This is a genomic window from Kitasatospora sp. NPDC097643 (assembly GCF_040302625.1).
In the GTDB taxonomy this organism is placed as follows: domain Bacteria; phylum Actinomycetota; class Actinomycetes; order Streptomycetales; family Streptomycetaceae; genus Kitasatospora.
The window spans coordinates 58,810-75,993 of the sequence record NZ_JBEOSA010000003.1; the positions used below are offsets into that span (position 1 = coordinate 58,810).

General features: G+C 72.6%; 18 protein-coding genes and 1 tRNA gene. 5 read left to right on the plus strand and 14 right to left on the minus strand.

What is annotated here, in order from left to right; genetic code table 11:
* Positions 1-192: 192 nt before the first annotated feature.
* A complete protein-coding gene (locus tag ABTY15_RS03390) occupies positions 193-1,098 on the plus strand; it encodes a tyrosine-protein phosphatase (RefSeq protein WP_350575250.1) in 906 nt (301 codons plus the stop codon).
* A gap of 42 nt (positions 1,099-1,140) precedes the next feature.
* On the opposite strand, the gene ABTY15_RS03395 is transcribed toward ABTY15_RS03390, so the two are convergent.
* The 8 genes from ABTY15_RS03395 to ABTY15_RS03430 all read right to left on the minus strand — a co-directional run bounded on the left by ABTY15_RS03395 (position 1,141) and on the right by ABTY15_RS03430 (position 6,099).
* A complete protein-coding gene (locus tag ABTY15_RS03395; RefSeq protein ID WP_350575252.1) occupies positions 1,141-2,046 on the minus strand; it encodes an RNA polymerase sigma factor SigF in 906 nt (301 codons plus the stop codon).
* 144 nt (positions 2,047-2,190) lie between these two features.
* Positions 2,191-2,988, minus strand: a complete 798-nt coding sequence (locus tag ABTY15_RS03400) for an RNA polymerase sigma factor SigF (RefSeq protein WP_350575664.1) — start codon at positions 2,986-2,988, stop codon at positions 2,191-2,193.
* Between the two features lie 329 nt (positions 2,989-3,317).
* A complete protein-coding gene (locus tag ABTY15_RS03405) occupies positions 3,318-3,611 on the minus strand; it encodes a Dabb family protein (RefSeq protein ID WP_350575255.1) in 294 nt (97 codons plus the stop codon).
* An 80-nt stretch (positions 3,612-3,691) separates the two neighbouring features.
* Positions 3,692-3,856 carry a hypothetical protein gene (locus tag ABTY15_RS03410; RefSeq protein WP_167344920.1) on the minus strand — a complete coding sequence of 55 codons (165 nt, stop codon included), beginning with the start codon at positions 3,854-3,856 and terminating at the stop codon, positions 3,692-3,694.
* 453 nt (positions 3,857-4,309) lie between these two features.
* Positions 4,310-4,396, minus strand: a tRNA-Ser gene (locus tag ABTY15_RS03415).
* 79 nt (positions 4,397-4,475) lie between these two features.
* A complete protein-coding gene (gene tadA / locus ABTY15_RS03420; protein ID WP_350575258.1) occupies positions 4,476-4,997 on the minus strand; it encodes a tRNA adenosine(34) deaminase TadA in 522 nt (173 codons plus the stop codon).
* 50 nt (positions 4,998-5,047) lie between these two features.
* On the minus strand, positions 5,048-5,614 hold the full coding sequence (locus ABTY15_RS03425) for a tRNA adenosine deaminase-associated protein (RefSeq protein WP_350575261.1): 567 nt from the start codon (positions 5,612-5,614) through the stop codon (positions 5,048-5,050).
* A gap of 248 nt (positions 5,615-5,862) precedes the next feature.
* A complete protein-coding gene (locus ABTY15_RS03430) occupies positions 5,863-6,099 on the minus strand; it encodes a hypothetical protein (protein ID WP_350575264.1) in 237 nt (78 codons plus the stop codon).
* Positions 6,100-6,285: 186 nt separating this feature from the next.
* On the opposite strand from ABTY15_RS03430, the gene upp reads away from it, so the two are divergent.
* On the plus strand, positions 6,286-6,921 hold the full coding sequence (gene upp / locus ABTY15_RS03435; RefSeq protein ID WP_350575267.1) for a uracil phosphoribosyltransferase: 636 nt from the start codon (positions 6,286-6,288) through the stop codon (positions 6,919-6,921).
* An 82-nt stretch (positions 6,922-7,003) separates the two neighbouring features.
* Here the strand turns inward: upp and ABTY15_RS03440 are convergent, their stop codons facing one another.
* The 4 genes from ABTY15_RS03440 to ABTY15_RS03455 all read right to left on the minus strand — a co-directional run bounded on the left by ABTY15_RS03440 (position 7,004) and on the right by ABTY15_RS03455 (position 10,369).
* Positions 7,004-7,687 carry a LytR C-terminal domain-containing protein gene (locus ABTY15_RS03440; protein WP_350575667.1) on the minus strand — a complete coding sequence of 228 codons (684 nt, stop codon included), beginning with the start codon at positions 7,685-7,687 and terminating at the stop codon, positions 7,004-7,006.
* Positions 7,688-7,953: 266 nt separating this feature from the next.
* Complete coding sequence (locus ABTY15_RS03445; protein WP_030061387.1) at positions 7,954-8,250, minus strand: type II toxin-antitoxin system VapB family antitoxin; 297 nt, start codon at positions 8,248-8,250, stop codon at positions 7,954-7,956.
* A gap of 272 nt (positions 8,251-8,522) precedes the next feature.
* Entirely contained in the window at positions 8,523-9,689 is a 1,167-nt protein-coding gene (locus ABTY15_RS03450) for a hypothetical protein (protein WP_350575270.1), read from the minus strand.
* Positions 9,690-9,757: 68 nt separating this feature from the next.
* Entirely contained in the window at positions 9,758-10,369 is a 612-nt protein-coding gene (locus tag ABTY15_RS03455) for a rhomboid family intramembrane serine protease (protein ID WP_350575273.1), read from the minus strand.
* A 102-nt stretch (positions 10,370-10,471) separates the two neighbouring features.
* Between ABTY15_RS03455 and ABTY15_RS03460 the strand changes: the two genes are divergently transcribed.
* The gene (locus ABTY15_RS03460; protein WP_350575276.1) at positions 10,472-10,990 is read left to right on the plus strand and encodes a YbhB/YbcL family Raf kinase inhibitor-like protein; all 519 of its coding nucleotides are present in this window, start codon (positions 10,472-10,474) and stop codon (positions 10,988-10,990) included.
* A 71-nt stretch (positions 10,991-11,061) separates the two neighbouring features.
* Here ABTY15_RS03460 and ABTY15_RS03465 read toward each other — a convergent pair whose 3' ends face one another.
* Positions 11,062-12,030: a helix-turn-helix transcriptional regulator gene (locus ABTY15_RS03465; protein WP_350575279.1), complete on the minus strand. Its 969-nt coding sequence runs from the start codon at positions 12,028-12,030 to the stop codon at positions 11,062-11,064.
* Positions 12,031-12,135: 105 nt separating this feature from the next.
* On the opposite strand from ABTY15_RS03465, the gene ABTY15_RS03470 reads away from it, so the two are divergent.
* Positions 12,136-13,611 carry an MFS transporter gene (locus ABTY15_RS03470; protein WP_350575282.1) on the plus strand — a complete coding sequence of 492 codons (1,476 nt, stop codon included), beginning with the start codon at positions 12,136-12,138 and terminating at the stop codon, positions 13,609-13,611.
* Between the two features lie 86 nt (positions 13,612-13,697).
* On the opposite strand, the gene ABTY15_RS03475 is transcribed toward ABTY15_RS03470, so the two are convergent.
* Positions 13,698-14,339: an HhH-GPD-type base excision DNA repair protein gene (locus ABTY15_RS03475; protein WP_350575285.1), complete on the minus strand. Its 642-nt coding sequence runs from the start codon at positions 14,337-14,339 to the stop codon at positions 13,698-13,700.
* A gap of 358 nt (positions 14,340-14,697) precedes the next feature.
* Here ABTY15_RS03475 and ABTY15_RS03480 point away from each other — a divergent pair, with 358 nt between their 5' ends.
* Entirely contained in the window at positions 14,698-17,109 is a 2,412-nt protein-coding gene (locus tag ABTY15_RS03480; RefSeq protein ID WP_350575288.1) for a terpene synthase family protein, read from the plus strand.
* The last annotated feature ends 75 nt before the right edge of the window (positions 17,110-17,184 follow it).

A 17,184-nucleotide genomic window follows, 5' to 3' on the forward strand; every position in this document is an offset into this window, starting at 1 on the left:
GGTGGGGCTGCCCTGGAGACCTACACTGTCGTCGTTGCGCATGACACTCTTGCACAACTTGCCGATCCATTGGGCAGGTTCATGCAATATCGGCTACCGCTGTGCCATGTGACCGTCCGAATATGCAATGGAGGCGCCCGAGTGGCCGATCAGCAGACCGACTTCGGGCCAATCGGGGGCACTCGGAATGCGGTGCCGGAATCGGACGGAACGGCCCAGGTCGGGCGCAGTCTCGGGCTGCGCGGCGCGATCAACGCCCGCGATCTGGGCGGCTACCGGACGGCTGACGGACGGCTCCTGCGGCACGGGGTGGCCCTGCGCAGCGATGGCCTGAACCACGTCACGGCCGAGGACCTCGGCCCGCTGGGCGCCCTCGGCCTGCGCCGGGTGGTCGATCTGCGCAGCCTCGACGAGGTCCGCGAGGCCGGCCCGGACCGGCTCCCCGGCCTCCCGGTCGCCGACCTGGCCGGGATCGCCCCCGCGGGTACCGCGCTGACCGTCGAGGCGGCCGCCCCGGAGGGCGTCACCCTGCACCATCTCCCGGTGTTCGCAACGGACTTCGACATCTACGTGACGCTGCGGGACGCCCTCGCCGACCGCAGCCCGCAGAAGCAGCACGCCCTGCTCGGGGACGGCCGGGCGGCCGCCATGATGACCGGTCTCTACCGCTGGTTCGTCACCGACCCGGTCGCCCGGGAGCGCTTCGCCGTGGTGCTGCGCCTGCTGGCCGCCCCGGACGGGCCGCCGCTGCTGTTCCACTGCTCGGCCGGCAAGGACCGCACCGGCTGGGCCGCCGCCCTGCTGCTGACCGCCCTCGGCGTGGACCGGGAGACCGTCCTCGCGGACTACCTGCTCACCAACGAGCGCTCCGCCCCGGTCGTCGGCCGGGTGATGGACGACTTCGGCACCCGGGGGCTGATGCGGGAGCCGGAGCTGCTGCTCCCGGTGTTCCGGGCCGACCCCCGCTACCTGGAAGCGGCCTTCGAGGAGGTCGAGGCGGGCTGGTCCGGCTTCGACGCGTTCTGGCGGGACGGGCTCGGGCTGGACGACGAGGTGCTGGCCGGCCTGCGGGCCAACCTGCTGGACGGCAGCGTGTGAAGGGGCCGGGTCCGGTCTCGGACCCGGCCCCCGTCGGCCCGGTCAGCCCTCGCTGATCAGGCCCTCGCGCAGCTGCGTCAGCGTCCGGGTGAGCAGCCGGGAGACGTGCATCTGCGAGATGCCGATCTCCTCGCCGATCTGCGACTGGGTGAGGTTGCCGAAGAACCGCAGCATGATGATCCGGCGCTCGCGCGGCGGCAGCTTGGCCAGCAGCGGCTTCAGCGACTCCCGGTACTCCACGCCCTCCAGCGCGAGGTCCTCGTAGCCGAGCCGCTCGGCCAGCGGGCCGTCGCCGTCCTCCTCGCCGGGGCTGGAGTCGAGCGAGCTGGCGGTGTACGCGTTGCCGACCGCCAGGCCCTCGACCACGTCCTCCTCGCTGACCCCCAGGCAGGCGGCCAGCTCGGCGACGGTGGGGGAGCGGTCCAGTCGCTGGGCCAGCTCGTCGCCGGCCTTGGTGAGCGCCAGCCGCAGCTCCTGGAGCCGCCGCGGCACCCGGACCGACCAGCTGGTGTCCCGGAAGAAGCGCTTGATCTCGCCGACCACGGTGGGCATCGCGAAGGTGGGGAACTCCACCCCGCGCTCCGGGTCGAAGCGGTCGATCGCCTTGATCAGGCCGATGGTGCCGACCTGGACGATGTCCTCCATCGGCTCGTTGCGGCTGCGGAAGCGCGCCGAGGCGTACCGGACCAGCGGCAGGTTGAGCTCGATCAGGGTGTCGCGGACGTACGTGTGCTCGGCGCTGCCGGGCTCCAGGGCGGCCAGCCGCAGGAACAGCGAGCGGGAGAGCGTCCGGGTGTCCAGCCCGGCGCCGGGCGGCGTCTCGGGCGGCGCCTCGGGGCCGGGCGACGCGGCGGACGGGACCCGCTGGAGCGGGATCCGCTCCTCGGCGACCACCGTGCCGTTGGCCTGACCAGCGTGGATCCCCGCAGTGCCCAGGTCTCCGGCCATGCACCCACCCCCTTGTGACTGACAGTTGAACGGGGGCCCTCGCGCCGAGGTTCCCCGCGCGGGCCCTCCCCCTCCATACCGGCACACGGTCCTCGGCAAACCCGAACGTCGCAAGATGTCACGTGGGGGTAACGCGCTGCAATCTCACTCTTCCCATGAGTTGCCGGTCCGAAGCCTCGTCAGGATGCGCGAGAGCAGTCGTGAGACGTGCATCTGGGACATCCCCAGCTCGGTGCTGATCTGGGACTGGGTCAGGTTGGCGAAGAACCGCAGCATGACGATCCGGCGCTCCCGCTCGGGGAGCTGCACCAGCAGGTGGCGGACCATGTCCCGGTGCTCGACCTCGGCCAGCGCGGCGTCCTCGTAGCCGAGCCGGTCGAGCAGGGCGAGCCCGCCCTCGTGCTCCTGCGCGGCCTCCAGGGAGGCCGCGTTGTAGGCCCGTCCGGCGTCCAGGCAGGCCCGGACGTCCTCCTCGGGGATCCGCAGGCTGGCGGCGATCTCGGGCACCTTCGGGGCCCGCCCGTGCAGCACCGTCAGCTCCTCCATGGCCCCGCTGACCTGGACCCAGAGTTCCTGCAACCGGCGCGGGACGTGCATGGTGCGGACGTTGTCCCGGAAGTAGCGCTTGATCTCGCCGAGGATGGTCGGCAGCGCGTAGGTGGGGAACTGCACCCCACGGCTCGGGTCGAAGCGGTCGATCGCGTTGATCAGTCCGATGGTGCCGACCTGGACGACGTCCTCCATCGGCTCGCTGCGGCTGCGGAAGCGGGTGGCCGCGTAGCGGACGAGCGGGATGTTCACCTCGATCAGGGCGGCCCGGACCCGCTCGCGCTCGGGAGCGTCGGGGGGCAGTTCCGCGAGCCGCTCGAACAGCACCCGGGTCAGCGTCCGGACGTCCACCGCGGGGCGGCCGCCGGGGCCGCGCAGACCGCCCGGGCGCAGCTCGCCGGCCGGGCTGATGATCGCCGCCAGCACCTCGTCCACGGACACGTCACCCCTCCCAAAGTCGACTACGGCGGCGGGACCTGCGGATCGGGTGTCGCGGCTCGTTCACCACCTCGCCATGTCCGGCAAAACCGGTCATAGCATCACAAGGCGGGCGCAGGTCGGGCAAGCACCCGACGGAGGTGTGTTGGTGCGGTGCCGGTGCCGCGCGGGGCCGAGGGGCGGCGCCCCGCACGGGTGGTTCCGGGACAGAGCAAGGCGCCCCGCCAGGGTGCCGGGCGGGGCGCTGCGGTCCGTCCGGGGGACGGCCCTGGGGTCCGGGTGGATCAGACCTCGATGTCGGCGATCACCCAGGTGGCGAACTCGCGCCACTGGGCGCCCGCGGCCTGGTGGGCCGGGTGGGTCAGGTAGGCCTGGAGGGCGTCGCGGTCCTCCACCAGGCTGTTGATCGCGTAGTCGTACGCGATGTCGCGGTCGGTGGTGTTCCAGCCGCACTGCCACTCGCGCAGTTCGGGGATCAGCGAGCCGAGCTCCTCGAACGCCTTGGCGCCGGCGAGGGCGCGCTCGTCGTCCTTGCGGACGCCTTCGTTGAGCTTGAACAGGACCAGGTGCCGGATCACGATTGCCGCTCCTCGCGGACGGGGGGTAGAGGGTCCCGCCCACCGTAGTCGGTGCGGCGGGGGCCGACGACCGCCGTCCGCTACTTGATCAGCCCGGTCATGAACGTGCCGACCGCCTTGGCGGCGTTGGAGATGCCCTCGAACCCCAGCTGGACGAGTTCGGCGGAGCGGGCCGGTGAGGTGATGATCGAGTAGAGGACGAAGATGAGCAGGAGGACCATGCCGATCTTCTTCGCCTGCGCCATCGGGTGACCTTCCTCCCTGCTGTGGGCCGCCGTCATCCGGGTCCCCGAGCGGCCCTTGCAGGGGGCAGCTTATCCACCGGACGGGCTATCAAGTGTGCGACGCGTTCGCCCGGCGGGACGAAGGTCCCCGCGAGTGGGGCCCTTCTCCGGGTGCCCCGGTGCGGTCCGGGCGGCATGCTGGGTGACGTACCGCGGATCTGGCAGGAATTCCGGTACGTGGATCCGGAGCTCCCCGCTGTGGGACCGGTCGCCGCGGCTTCCCCCCGACGCGGCGCCGGTTGTGGGACTCCGCCGGGGGAGCGGCCAGTCCCCCGAGCCGCTCCCCCCTCCAGGCTCCGTACCCGCCGGGCGTTGGTGGTCATCAGCCCGGGGTGCGGGGCCCTTTCCGCGTCCGAGGGTGCGCGGAAACGCCGAGGGCCCGTCCGGAATCGGACGGGCCCTCGGGCTTTCCAGCGGTAGCGGTGGGATTCGAACCCACGGTGGAGTTGCCCCCACACACGCTTTCGAGGCGTGCTCCTTTGGCCGCTCGGACACGCTACCGAGGGGAACTCTACCGGACGGGTGGCGCGGTCACGAAATCCGTATCGGGACGGCCGTCCGCAGGGGGGTCGGCGGTGGGTCAGCGGTGGGTGTCGAAGAACTCGCGCAGTTGGGCCCCGCACTCCTCGGCGAGGACGCCCCAGACCACCTCGGGGCGGTGGTTGAGCCGGCGGTCGCGCATCACGTCGAAGAGCGAGCCGGCCGCGCCGGCCTTCTCGTCGAGGGCGCCGTAGACCACCCGGTCGATCCGGGAGAGGACGATGGCGCCGGCGCACATCGTGCAGGGCTCCAGGGTGACGACCAGGGTGCAGCCGCTCAGTCGCCACTCCCCGAGCTCCTCGGCCGCCTGGCGGATGGCGACCACCTCGGCGTGCGCGGTCGGGTCGCCGACCGCCTCCCGCTCGTTGTGGCCGCGTCCGATCACCTCGCCGTTCGGGCCCAGGACGAGCGCCCCGACCGGGACGTCCCCGGTGGCCGGCGCCAGGGCGGCCTCGGCGATGGCGAGGCGCATCGGCGCCGCCCAGCGGTCGCGGACCGGGTCGGGGCGGACGGGGGCGGGCAGCGGGGCGATCAGCGGGGCTGCGGGGGAAGCGGGCTGCATGGCATCCAGTGTCGGGTATCCGGCGGCGGGCACCGGCATGCCGCCGTCCGCTACCGGACCGCCTCCAGGACCTCGCCGCAGCCGAGCGCCTCGGCGATCTCCTCCAGGGCGTCGCCCGGGACGGCGCCCTCGCCGCTGAGGGCGAGCAGTTCCTCGGAGGGCAGGCCGAACTCGGCGAGCAGGTGGGCGTCGCCGAGCGGACCGACCGGGACGCCGCCGCGCGCGTCGGCCTCCTCGTCGTCCTGCTCCTGCTCCTCCTCGCTGTCCTCCAGTTCCACGACCAGGTGGTCCAGGTCGCCGAACTCGCTCTCGCCGGCCTGGTCGACCAGCTCGTCGGTGAGGACGGAGCCGTAGGAGCTGCGGGCGGCGGCGGCGCCGTCCGACACGAAGATCCGCGGGTCCTCCTCGCCGTCCACGCGGACGATGGCGAACCAGGCGTCCTCCTGTTCGATGAAGATCAGGACGCTGTCGTCGTCCTGTGCGCTGTCGCGGGCCAGGTCGGCCAGATCGGCCAGGGTTTCGACGTCGTCGAGCTCCGTCTCGCTCACATCCCACCCGTCCTCGGTGCGAGCAAGCACTGCAGCGAAGTACGCCACCAGGGACACTCCCAAGATCATCCGGTCTCGGCTGTCGGCGCGCTCGGGCAACGCGAAAATCTGGCCGCCCCCGCGCCAGAGGCGGTCCGCTTGTTCGGACCGTCCCATCGGAATCGTGACAGAAAGCCCGCCCTTGCGGGGGGTGTTCGGCAGCGCGTCTTTGCAGGTCGTGTCGGAAGGGTTGGCCGACGGCCGGTGAAGCCCGGGCGGCACCGGGTCGGGCCCGGCGGATCCGGGCGGATCCGGGCGGATCGGCCCCCGGATCCGTGTCAGATCCGGAAGGTTCGCATCCGCATGGCCTCGCGCATGCGCCGCTCCTTGGTCCGCCGGGGCTGGACCCGCTCCCGTAGTTCGCGGGCCTCGGTGAGCTCGCGCAGGAAGACGGCCCGGCGCTTGCGGCGCTCGGCCTCGGTCTCCGGAGGGTCCTGCGGCGGGCCGGTGCGACCGCCCGGCCGCCCCGCGGGCTCGTCCGCCGAGCCGTCCCCCGCGTTCGGGTTGCTCGTCATAGGACCTGACATTCCCAGAACGGCCCGGTTGATACCACAGGAGACGCTTTCGTCCGGACATTCGCGGTGCGTCACGGCGCGTCACGGCAGCGTGAACCCCGGCCGGGGCCGCCGACGGGGTGCCCGGGGGCGCGGGTGGCACGCGGCGAGTCGTACAGGCGTCCAGCGCCGGGCTAACCTCGGTACATGCGTCTCCACGTCGTCGACCACCCCCTGGTCGCCCACAAGCTCTCCACCCTGCGCGACGAGCGCACCGACTCGCCGACCTTCCGTCGCCTGACCGACGAGCTGGTGACCCTCCTCGCCTACGAGGCCACCCGGGACGTCCGCACCGAGGAGGTGGAGATCACCACCCCGGTGGCGGTCACCCAGGGCACCCGGCTCAGCTACCCGCGTCCGCTGGTGGTGCCGATCCTGCGGGCCGGTCTCGGCATGCTGGACGGCATGACCCGCCTGCTGCCGACCGCCGAGGTCGGCTTCCTCGGCATGGTGCGCAACGAGGAGACCCTGGAGGCCTCCACCTACGCCACCCGGATGCCGGACGACCTCTCCGGCCGTCAGGTCTACGTGCTCGACCCGATGCTGGCCACCGGCGGCACCCTGGTCGCGGCGATCCGGATGCTGATCGAGCGCGGCGCCACCGACGTCACCGCCGTCGTCCTGCTGGCCGCGCCGGAGGGCGTCGAGGTGATGGAGCGCGCGCTGGCGGGGCTGCCGGTCACCGTGGTCACCGCGGCCCTGGACGAGCGGCTCAACGAGAACGGGTACATCGTCCCCGGCCTGGGCGACGCGGGCGACCGCCTGTACGGCACCGCCGGCTGAGCCCGAGCCTCCCGGAACGACCGAGAGCCCCCGGCGGATGCGCCGGGGGCTCTCGTGCGTTCGGAAGTGCGTCCGGGGCCGCTCAGCAGCTGCCGGTGGCGGTCGGGGTGGGGGAGGGCTTGGTGGCCAGGGCGAGGGCGGCGGCGGCCTGGGTCTCGTCCAGCAGGGCGTTGTAGCTGTCGCCGACCACGAAGTCCACGCTGGCGTCGGTGCGGGCGTCGGCGGTGGCGGTGGCCCCGGCGATCTGCGAGACGAGCAGGGTGGCCGCACCGGCGCCGCCCGGACCGGCGATCACCTGCGCGGTGCCGGGCACCTTCTTGTCCAGCTCGGCGGGTGCGTTGCCGACCTTGCCGATGGTGAAGCCGCGCTTCTTGAGCTCCTCGGCGGTGCGCCCGGCCAGGCCCGCCTTGGTGGTGGCGTTGTAGACGTTCACCGTGACGGCGGCCGGCTGCGGGATCGCGTGCGGGTCGCCCTGGGGCGCGGCGGGCGCGCCGGAGGCGGCCGGGGCACCCGGTGCGGCGGTCGGGGTGGGGGCGGCCAGCGCCTTGCCGGACGGGGTCGCGCAGGCCTGGGCGGAGGAGTTCTTGTTCTTGCCGGTGAAGATGTCGTAGAGCTGCACGCCGCCGAGGCCGATCAGGGCCAGTGCGAGCAGGGCAGCGATCCCGGCGATCACCTTGCGGCTCTTCTTCGGCGGCCGGCCGAGCCGCGGGTAGGCGTTGCCGGTGATGCGGTACTGCTTCCCCTTGAGGCCTTGGGGAGTCAACATGCTCACGGTTTGTCTCCCCCTCGTGCCAGGGCGGGGTCGGGATGACGGGTCGGCCGGTGCGGGCGGATCCCCTGGTCGCGGCCGTAGTCAGCAGATTAGTGCGGTCTGGCTGCGAAGGTACTAAATGATCATCATCTGGAGTATCCCGGTACCCGAATGGAGGTACCGGGGTGCGCACGGACCGCCCTCCGCCGGGTGGCGAGGGGGCGGTCCGGAAGCCTGCGGAGCGGGCCGGTGCGGCCCGTCGGTCCCGGGGCGGGGCCTCGTCACTCCATTTCGAGGACACGGGCGTGCAGCACCTGGCGCTGCTGCAACGCGGCCCGTACGGCCCGGTGCAGCCCGTCCTCCAGGTAGAGGTCGCCGTGCCACTTCACCACGTGGGCGAAGAGGTCCCCGTAGAACGTCGAGTCCTCGGCCAGCAGGGTTTCGAGGTCGAGTTGGCCCTTGGTGGTCACCAGCTGGTCGAGTCGCACCGGGCGCGGGGCGACGTCAGCCCACTGGCGGGTGCTCGTCCGGCCGTGATCCGGGTACGGCCGCCCATTGCCGATGCGCTTGAAGATCACACGGAAAGCCTACCGTTTGGGCGGCGGATGGCGCAGCAGCCGCGGCCCCGCCACGCGCTCGGGTGTGATCTGCGGGTGGACGAATGTGGCTGTTTGAGGGGAAATGTCGCGAAGTTCTTCCCCAGGTTTTGATTCCCTTTTGCCCGAACTGGCTCCGCCCGATCCCGCTCTGCCCAGGAGTGTGCTCCGATGTCCTCCGCCGTCACCCCGCCGGCCGGGCGGGAGATCTCGCGGAGCCTGTTCCGGACGTCCAAGCGGAAGCGCCAGGGGCGTCACCCGGCGAGTGCGGCGCCGATCCGGTCCAGCGAGGAGAGCCGCATCAGGCCGTAGTGGTAGAACTCGACCTCGGGGACGCCGAGTTCGCGCAGGACGGCGATCTTGGCGGCGAGGTTCTCCGGGCCGTCGCAGTCTGCGGCCATCGGACGCAGGATCACCGCCAGCTGCTGCGGGCGGACGCCGTGCAGGGCGAAGGCGGCGATCCGCTCCCGGACCGCCTCCGGGGTCCGCGCGTAGCCGAGCGTCTCGATCTGGTCGGTCACCCCGGCGAGGGCGGGCAGGTCGATGCCGGACAGCCAGCCCTTGCCCGGGCCGCCGCCGTCCATGAAGCTCAGCCGCATGCCGTGACGGCGCGCCTGCTCGGTCAGGTCGGCGGCGAGCGCGGTGACGGTGGTGGCGGAGGCGTCCACGTAGGCGGCGAGGGCGCCGTCCGCGAGCGTGTCCAGGGCGGCGGGTTCGGCGGCGGCCCGCTCGTCGGCCAGCCGGCGGCGCAGCTCGGCGCGGACGGCCGCGGCCACCTCCTCGGCCGGGATGCCGGCCCGGGCGGCGGCGGTGCGGCAGTGGGGGCAGAAGCAGAGGCCGAGCAGCGCCTCGGCGGCCGGGCCCAGCTCCTCGAAGTAGCGCTCGTGGTGGTAGCCGTGCCGCAGCCCGTGGAAGTGCAGCGACTCGGCCCGGATCGCGTCCACGCCGTACCGGGCCAGTTCGGTGACCAGGGTCAGCGCGTACTCCCGGACCTCCGGGTGCGCCGGGCACAGTTCGGTCAGGTGGCGGTCGCCGAAGGCGTTGGCCGGGGCGCAGTCCGGGTGGGCGAAGCCGAGCCGGTCGTTGTGGCAGAACACCGTCCAGGCGTGCAGCGCGAGACCGCGCCGCCGGGTCTCGGCGGCGGCCTCGGCGAAGGGGTCGCGCTCGCCGAGGGCGGTGGACGGGACCGGGGCGAGCCGACGGCCGCGCCAGCGGGCCGGGTCGGGGCGGAAGTACGCCGCGCCGGGCTCCAGGTAGCGGATCACCCGGCGGGGGTTGTGCGGGAAGACGTCCCGGGCCTCGTGGTAGACGGCGGCGAGGGTGAGGCCGCCGACCCCGGCGCGGTCGACGAGGTTGCCGAAGAAGGTGTCGGCGCCCTCGTCGAGCAGGTCGGTGGCGAAGGCGAGGACGGACGACTCCACGGTGCGGCTCCGGAGCAGGGGGCGGGGGCGGGGGCGCTGCTCACGCTAGCCGCAGGGGTGGGATTGGTCTATACCTGGTGGGCCGGACGGGCGGGGACGGCCTTCGGGGTGCGGTCGCGGAGCAGGACGGCGGCGGCCAGCCCGCCGATCAGCCCGCCCAGGTGGCCCAGCCAGCTGACCCCCGGGGCGCCCGGCAGCACGCCGAACAGCAGGGTCGAGTAGACCGCGGCCACGACGACGCCGACCGCCGCGTCCAGCAGCTTGCGGTCCAGCAGCCCGCGCAGCACCACGTAGCCGAGGTAGCCGTAGACCATGCCGCTCGCGCCGGCCGTGACCGTGTCCGGGCTCTCCAGCAGCCAGACCGTCAGCCCGCCGGACACCGCGATCACCAGGCTGGCCAGCAGGAACCTCCGCATGCCCCGGTAGGCGGCCAGGAAGCCGAGCACGAACAGCGGCCAGGAGTTGGCCTCGATGTGACCCCAGCCGAAGTGCAGGAAGGGCATGGTGAACATCTCGGGCAGGTCGTCGAGCTGCTGCGCGCGCAGGCCGTACTCCTGGGAGAGCTGGTAGTCGTCCAGCCAGTTCACCAGCTGCACCGACCAGATGACGGCCTGGATGCCGAGCATGGTGAAGAGCGCGCGGCGGGAGTCGGCGAGCAGGCGCGGGAACGAGGAGGCCATGACCCGACTGTAGGCGCCGCCGGTTCGTACCGGCACCCCGTTATGGTGAACAGCGTCGTTCAGTCCGAGGCCGTGCCAGGCCCGTTGAGAGGTGACCACCCCATGAGCGTCCGCCCGCCGTTGCCGTACGAGTTCCTGCCGCAGGTGCCGTCCTTCCCACTGACCAGCACCGACATCACCGAAGGCGGCACGCTGGCGAAGGAGTTCACCTACGCCGGCGGCAACCTCTCGCCGCAGCTGGCCTGGTCCGGACTGCCGGAGGGCACCCGCGGCATCGCCGTCACCTGCTACGACCCGGACGCGCCCACCGGCTCCGGCTGGTGGCACTGGCTCGCGCTCAACCTGCCCGCCGACACCGTCGAACTGCCGCGCGGCGCCGGCTCCTCGGACGACGCCCTGCCGGGCGCGGCCTCCTTCCACGGGCGCAACGACTTCCCCGGCACCAAGTACGACGGCGCCGCCCCGCCGCCCGGCGCCCCGCACCGGTACGTCTTCGCGGTGCACGCGCTGGACGTCGAGAAGCTGGACGTCTCGGCCGACACCCCGCCGGCCCAGGTGGGCTTCAACATCACCTTCCACACCCTGGGGAGGGCGCTGCTCACCGCCGAATACGGCGTCTGAGGCGGTGACCGGATGAGCGAACCGGTCGAGGTCCGGGCCCGGCCGACCTCGACCGGGAGCGCGTTCACCCCCTAACCCGCCGCGCCGGCCCCGCGGTTGGCGCGGGCGGCGACCAGACGGAGGTGGTCGCGCAGCTCCGGCGGCTCGTGCACCTCGAAGTCGCAGTCGAGGAGCAGCAGTCCGCTCGCCAGCCACTTGAGGGACTCCGCCCGGGAGACCAGCCGGCAGCTGTGCTCGTCGATCGGCTCGACCTCGTGGTCCCCGGTCCAGGGCAGCCGGCTGCCGACCTCGGCGGCGGGGCGGTGCACGGTGGCGACCATGGTGTGGGTGTGCGACCGGCGGCGTAGTTTGCTCGCCACGAACACGGCGGCGTTCTCGGCCGGGAGCGGGCGCGGGGTGAAGCGGGCGCCGGTGGCCAGGGGGCCGCTGAGCCGGTCGACCCGGAAGAGCCGCCAGTCGTCCCGGTCCAGGTCGAAGCCGACCAGGTACCAGCGGCGCCCGGTCGAGACCAGGCGCTCGGGTTCGACGTGGCGGCGGGTCTCGGCGCCGTCCCCGGCCCGGTAGGCGAAGCGCAGCCGCTCCCGGTTGGTGACGGCGTTCGCGAGCACGGTGAGGTCCTCCGGTTCGACGGTCGGGCCGTCCCCGGTGAGCAGCGGCAGGGTGGCCGTGTTGAGGGTGTCGACCCGGTGCCGCAGCCGGCCCGGCAGCACCTGGAGCAGTTTCCCGAGCGCCCGGACCGAGGCCTCCTCGATGCCGACCACGGCGTGCCCGGCGGCCGCCCGCAGGCCGACCGCGATGGCGACCGCCTCCTCGTCGTCCAGCAGCAGCGGCGGCATCGCCGTCCCGGCGACCAGCCGGTAGCCACCGACCGCGCCCATGGTGGCCTGCACCGGGTAGCCGAGGTCGCGCAGCCGGTCGATGTCGCGGCGGATGGTGCGGGGGCTGACGCCGAGCCGTTCGGCGAGCTCGCTGCCGGGCCACTCGCGCGGGGTCTGGAGCAGCGACAGCAGGCTCAGCAGCCGGGCAGGGGTGTCGGTCATGCCGTCCAGCATGCCGGACAACGCGGACAGGATCTGACCTACATGCCCCCTACTGTGACCGGTGTTGCCGGAGAGCAGGACGAGCAGGACGACGAGGAGTACCGAATGAAGACCGCGGACACGGACCGGCGGAGGTGGATCGCGCTGGCGATCGTGATGGTGGCCTCCTTCATGGACCTGGTCGACGTCACCATCGTGAACATCGCCATCCCGAGCATCCAGGAGCACACCGGCGCCTCCTTCAGCGCCATCCAGTGGGTGACCGGTGGCTACGCGCTGGCCTTCGCGATCGGGCTGATCACGGGTGGCCGGCTGGGCGACATCTACGGCCGCAAGCGGCTGTTCCTGATCGGCATCGGCGGGTTCACCCTGGCGTCCGCGCTGTGCGGTCTGGCGTCCGGGCCGGAGATGCTGGTCGCGATGCGGCTTTTGCAGGGCGGGACGGCGGCCATGATGGTGCCGCAGGTGCTGTCGATCATCCATGCGACCTTCCCGGCGGAGGAGCGCGGCAAGGTGTTCGGGATGTTCGGCGCGGTGGTCGGGCTGGGCGCGGTCTCCGGTCCGATGATCGGCGCGCTGCTGACCGAGTGGGACCTCCTCGGCCTGGCCTGGCGGCCGATCTTCCTGATCAACCTGCCGGTGGGCGTCGCCGGGCTGCTGCTCGGGCGGCGGTTCATCGACGAGTCCAGGGCCGAGCGCGCGCTGAAGCTGGACCTTGTCGGGGTGGCGCTGGCCAGCGTCGGCCTGCTGATGCTGATCTACCCGCTGACGCACGGGCGGGAGGCCGGCTGGCCGCTCTGGGGGTACGTGTCGATGGTCGGCAGCCTGCCGGTGTTCGCGCTGTTCGTGGCGTACGAGCGGGTCAAGACGCGACGGGACGGCTCGCCGCTGGTCGAGCTGTCGCTGTTCCGGGTCAAGAGCTTCGCGGCCGGCATCGGTGTGCAGCTGACCTTCGGCGTGGTCTGCGGGATCTTCTTCCTGGTCTGGACGCTCTACATGCAGATCGGGCTCGGCTGGAGCCCGCTGAAGGCCGGTTCCACCGGCATCCCGTTCTCGCTCGCGGTCTCGACCGCGGCCGGGCTCTCGGTGCAGAAGCTGGTGCCGCGGTTCGGGCGGAAGGTGCTCCAGGCCGGTGCGCTGGTGATGGCGGCGGGCGTGCTGACCTACATCTGGGAGGCCGACCGGTACGGGACGGCGATCGCGCCCTGGCAGATGGCGCTGCCGCTGGTGGTGATGGGCCTGGGGATGGGCCTGATCGTCGCGCCGATCACCGACGCGGTGCTGGCCGAGGTGCCGCGCGAGCACGCCGGTTCGGCGTCCGGCCTGATCAACACCGTGCAGCAGGTGGGGAACGCGCTCGGGCTCGGGCTGGTGTCGGTGGCCTTCTTCGGGGCGATGGACGACGTGGTCGCGCCGGAGGCGGTGGGCACGGCCTTCAGCGGGGCGTTCGTCCACGCGATGTGGTGGGTCGCCGGGGTGCTGGTGGCGGTGTTCCTGCTGATGTTCGCGCTGCCGCGCCGGAAGGCGGCCGCCGCCGCGCCGGTGGCGGAGGCGCAGGAGCGGGAGCCCGCGCTGGTCTGATGGCATCCGGAACGGGCCCCGGTCGTCGCGTTGCGGCGGCCGGGGCCCGCGCGCGTCGGTCGGCGGGTTGCTCGGGGCGACCGGCGTCAGCGCGCGCCGGTCGGGGTGACGGCCGTCGTACGGGTGGTGGTCCGCGGCTTCGCCGCGGCCTTGGCCTCCTTGGCGGCGCGCTTCATCTCCTGCTTGAACTCCCGGACCAGGGCCAGGGATTCGGGTCCGGTGATGTCCGCGACCGAACGGTGCGCGCCCTCCTCGCCGTACCCGCCGGCCGCCTCGCGCCACCCCTCGGGCCGCACGCCGTACTGCTTCCCGAGCAGGGCCAGGAAGATCTGCGACTTCTGCTTGCCGAAGCCCGGAAGGGCGTTGAGCCGGCTGAGCAGCTCCTTGCCGGAGCGGGCGTCCTTCCACAGCGCGGCGGCGTCCCCGTCGTACTGCGCGACCAGGAACTGGCAGAGCTGCTGCACCCGTTTGGCCATCGCCGCCGGGTAGCGGTGGACGGCGGGCTTCGCGGAGAGCAGGGCGACGAACTCCTCCGGGTTGTACACGGCGATCTCGTGGGCGTCCAGGTCGTCCCGGCCCAGGCGCTGCGCGATGGTCAGCGGGCCGGTGAACGCCCACTCCATCGGCACCTGTTGGTCCAGCAGCATGCCGACGAGCGCGGCGAGCGCACTCCGTCCGAGCAGTTCGTCGGCCTCGGGCTGCTGTGCGAGCCGCACGGTGACGTTCATGGGCGTGCCCTCCTCGGAGTTGACGTCGGGTCGGCGCCCAGTCTGATCGACGGGGTGGGGCCGGGTGCGGTCAACACGCCCGTAGCAGGGGAAGTCTTGGTGTTCCCGGCCTTGGCCGGACTGCTTTGTTCGTTGGCGGAGCGGTTCTGCGCGCCGGATCGCGCGGGGGCGCTCGCGAGGTCGGGCCGCGCTCGGCCGGGCGGGTGGTCGCGGGGTGTTGCCCGGCGTGGGCCCGGCGGCCCGGGCGCCGTTTCGAGCGGATGGGTCATTTCATATGACTGTTCTCGTTGTGCCCCTGCGGGGCCCCGGCGGCGGGTCATTCTTGGTCCAATCGACGCGTCCAGAAAGGCTCGCCGCCGTGACACAGCCGTTCGAACTGCCGTCCTTCTACGTGCCGCACCCGGCCCGCCGCAACCCCCATCTGGACCGGGCCCGGGCCCAATCCAGCGCGTGGGCCCGGGAGATGGGCATGTTGGAGGGGTCCGGCATCTGGGAACAGGCGGACCTGGACGCCCACGACTACGGGCTGCTCTGCGCCTACACCCACCCGGACGCCTCCGCCGAGGTGCTGTCGCTGGTCACCGAGTGGTACGTGTGGGTCTTCTTCTTCGACGACCACTTCCTCGACCTGTACAAGCGCACCAACGACCGCGAGGGCGGCAAGGCGCACCTCGACCGGCTGCCGCTGTTCATGCCCGCCGACCCGGCCACCCCGGTGCCAGAGCCGGAGAACCCGGTCGAGGCGGGCCTGGCCGACCTGTGGCGGCGCACCGTGCCGGCGATGGGCGAGGACTGGCGGATCCGGTTCGCCGAGAGCACCCGCAACCTGCTCAACGAGTCCGACTGGGAGCTCGCCAACATCAACGCCCGCCGGGTCGCCAACCCGCTGGAGTACATCGAGATGCGCCGCAAGGTCGGCGGCGCGCCCTGGTCCGCGCAGCTCGTCGAGTTCGCGGCCAACGCCGAGGTGCCGAAGGAGGTTTCGGGCTCGCGCGCGCTGCGGGTGCTGATGGACGCCTTCGCCGACGGCGTGCACCTGCGCAACGACCTCTTCTCCTACCAGCGGGAGGTCGAGGACGAGGGCGAGCTGAGCAACGGCGTCCTGGTGCTGGAGAAGTTCCTGGAGTGCTCAACCCAGGAGGCCGCCGACACCGTCAACGACCTGCTCACCTCACGGCTCCAGCAGTTCGAGAACACCGTGTTCACCGAACTGCCCGTGCTGTTCGCCGAGACCGGGCTCGGTCCGGTGGGCTGCGCGCGGGTGATGGCGTACGTCAAGGGGTTGCAGGACTGGCAGGCCGGTGGCCATGAGTGGCACCTGCGCTCCAGCCGGTACATGAACGGCGGTGGCGCGGCGGCGGGTTCGGCCGGCGAGGCGGCTGAGGTGGCTGAGGCGGCTGAGGCGCTGCCGGGTTCTCCGCCGGGTGCTCTGCCGGGGTCGGGCAACTGGTGGGACCCGTTCGCGATCGGCGGGGTGGGCACCTCGGCGCTGGACATCCTGCGCTCCGGGGCGATGCGGGCCGTCCCGGTCGACGTTCCGGTCGCCGCGCCGGTGCGTTCCGGCGGCGTCGACCCGGCCGTCCGGCGGGCGCGCTCGCACGCCCATGTGCCGTTCCAGGCCGTCGGGCCGTCCCGACTGCCGGAGTTCAAGCTGCCGTTCGGCGTCGAGCTGAGCCCGCACCTGGACGGCGCTCGGGACCGGGTGGTCGAGTGGGCCGAGCGGATGGGCCTCCTACGGGAGCAGCCCGGCGTCCCGGGGTCGGACGTCTGGGACGCCGAGTCCATGCGGGACTACGACCTCCCGCTCTGCGCCGCCGGGATCCACCCGGACGCCACCGCCGACGAACTCGACCTCGACTCCGCCTGGTTGGCCTGGGGCACCTGGGCCGACGACTACTTCCCGGCGGTCTTCGGGCGCACCCGCGACCTGGCCGGCGCCAAGCGCGCCAACGAGCGGCTCCCGCTGTTCATGCCGCTGGACGGCACCCCCGTGCCCGAGCCCGCGAACGCGCTGGAACGCGGCCTCGCCGACCTCTGGGAGCGGACCGCCGGACCGATGACCGTCGAGGCCCGGGGCCGGTTCCGCCAGGCCGTGGAGAGCATGACGCTCAGCTGGACCTGGGAGCTCAACAACCAGGTGCAGAACCGGATTCCGGACCCGGTCGACTACCTGGAGATGCGCCGCGCCACCTTCGGCTCCGAGCTGACCATGAGCCTGAGCCGCCTCGGCCACGGGCGGGCCGTCCCGCAGGAGGTGTACGAGCACGGCTCGATGCGCTCGCTGGAGAACTCGGCGATGGACTACGCGGCCATGATGAACGACCTCTTCTCGTACCAGAAGGAGGTCGAGTACGAGGGCGAGCTGCACAACGCCGTCCTGGTGGTGCAGAACTTCTTCAACTGCGACTACCCGTCCGCGGTCCGGATCGTCGACGACCTGATGCACTCGCGGCTGGCCCAGTTCCAGCACGTCGGGGCGGAGGAACTCCCGCTGCTGTACCAGGACTTCGCGCTGGACGCGGAGGCCCGGGCGGTGCTGGACGGGTACCTGAAGGAGCTGGAGAACTGGCTCGCGGGCATCCTGGTCTGGCACGAGGGCTGCCGGCGGTACCGGGAGGAGGACCTGCGGCGGCACTTCGGCGAGGAGCGGGTGCTGGCGGGGCGCGCCGCCGAGGCGGTGGTGCCTGCCGTGCCCGTGGCGGCCGCGGGTGTGGTGCCGCTCGGACCGACCGGGCTGGGGACGGCGGCGGCCCGCGTGCTGCTCGGCTGACCGGTGGCGGTGTACCCGCGCGGGTCGGGCGGTGTACCCGCGCGGGTCGGGCAGCGCGCGGGTACGCCGGGCACT

What these genes read in the sequence shown, in the direction of transcription:
- ABTY15_RS03410 (WP_167344920.1), bottom strand. Translation starts at nt 3,856, where the DNA reads ATGGCGCAGGCGAAGAAGATCGGCATGGTCCTCCTGCTCATCTTCGTC.
- ABTY15_RS03470 (WP_350575282.1), top strand. Translation starts at nt 12,136, where the DNA reads ATGAAGACCGCGGACACGGACCGGCGGAGGTGGATCGCGCTGGCGATC.
- ABTY15_RS03460 (WP_350575276.1), top strand. Translation starts at nt 10,472, where the DNA reads ATGAGCGTCCGCCCGCCGTTGCCGTACGAGTTCCTGCCGCAGGTGCCG.
- ABTY15_RS03430 (WP_350575264.1), bottom strand. Translation starts at nt 6,099, where the DNA reads ATGACGAGCAACCCGAACGCGGGGGACGGCTCGGCGGACGAGCCCGCG.
- ABTY15_RS03440 (WP_350575667.1), bottom strand. Translation starts at nt 7,687, where the DNA reads ATGTTGACTCCCCAAGGCCTCAAGGGGAAGCAGTACCGCATCACCGGC.
- ABTY15_RS03395 (WP_350575252.1), bottom strand. Translation starts at nt 2,046, where the DNA reads ATGGCCGGAGACCTGGGCACTGCGGGGATCCACGCTGGTCAGGCCAAC.
- tadA (WP_350575258.1), bottom strand. Translation starts at nt 4,997, where the DNA reads ATGCAGCCCGCTTCCCCCGCAGCCCCGCTGATCGCCCCGCTGCCCGCC.
- ABTY15_RS03455 (WP_350575273.1), bottom strand. Translation starts at nt 10,369, where the DNA reads ATGGCCTCCTCGTTCCCGCGCCTGCTCGCCGACTCCCGCCGCGCGCTC.
- upp (WP_350575267.1), top strand. Translation starts at nt 6,286, where the DNA reads ATGCGTCTCCACGTCGTCGACCACCCCCTGGTCGCCCACAAGCTCTCC.
- ABTY15_RS03425 (WP_350575261.1), bottom strand. Translation starts at nt 5,614, where the DNA reads ATGATCTTGGGAGTGTCCCTGGTGGCGTACTTCGCTGCAGTGCTTGCT.
- ABTY15_RS03465 (WP_350575279.1), bottom strand. Translation starts at nt 12,030, where the DNA reads ATGACCGACACCCCTGCCCGGCTGCTGAGCCTGCTGTCGCTGCTCCAG.
- ABTY15_RS03475 (WP_350575285.1), bottom strand. Translation starts at nt 14,339, where the DNA reads ATGAACGTCACCGTGCGGCTCGCACAGCAGCCCGAGGCCGACGAACTG.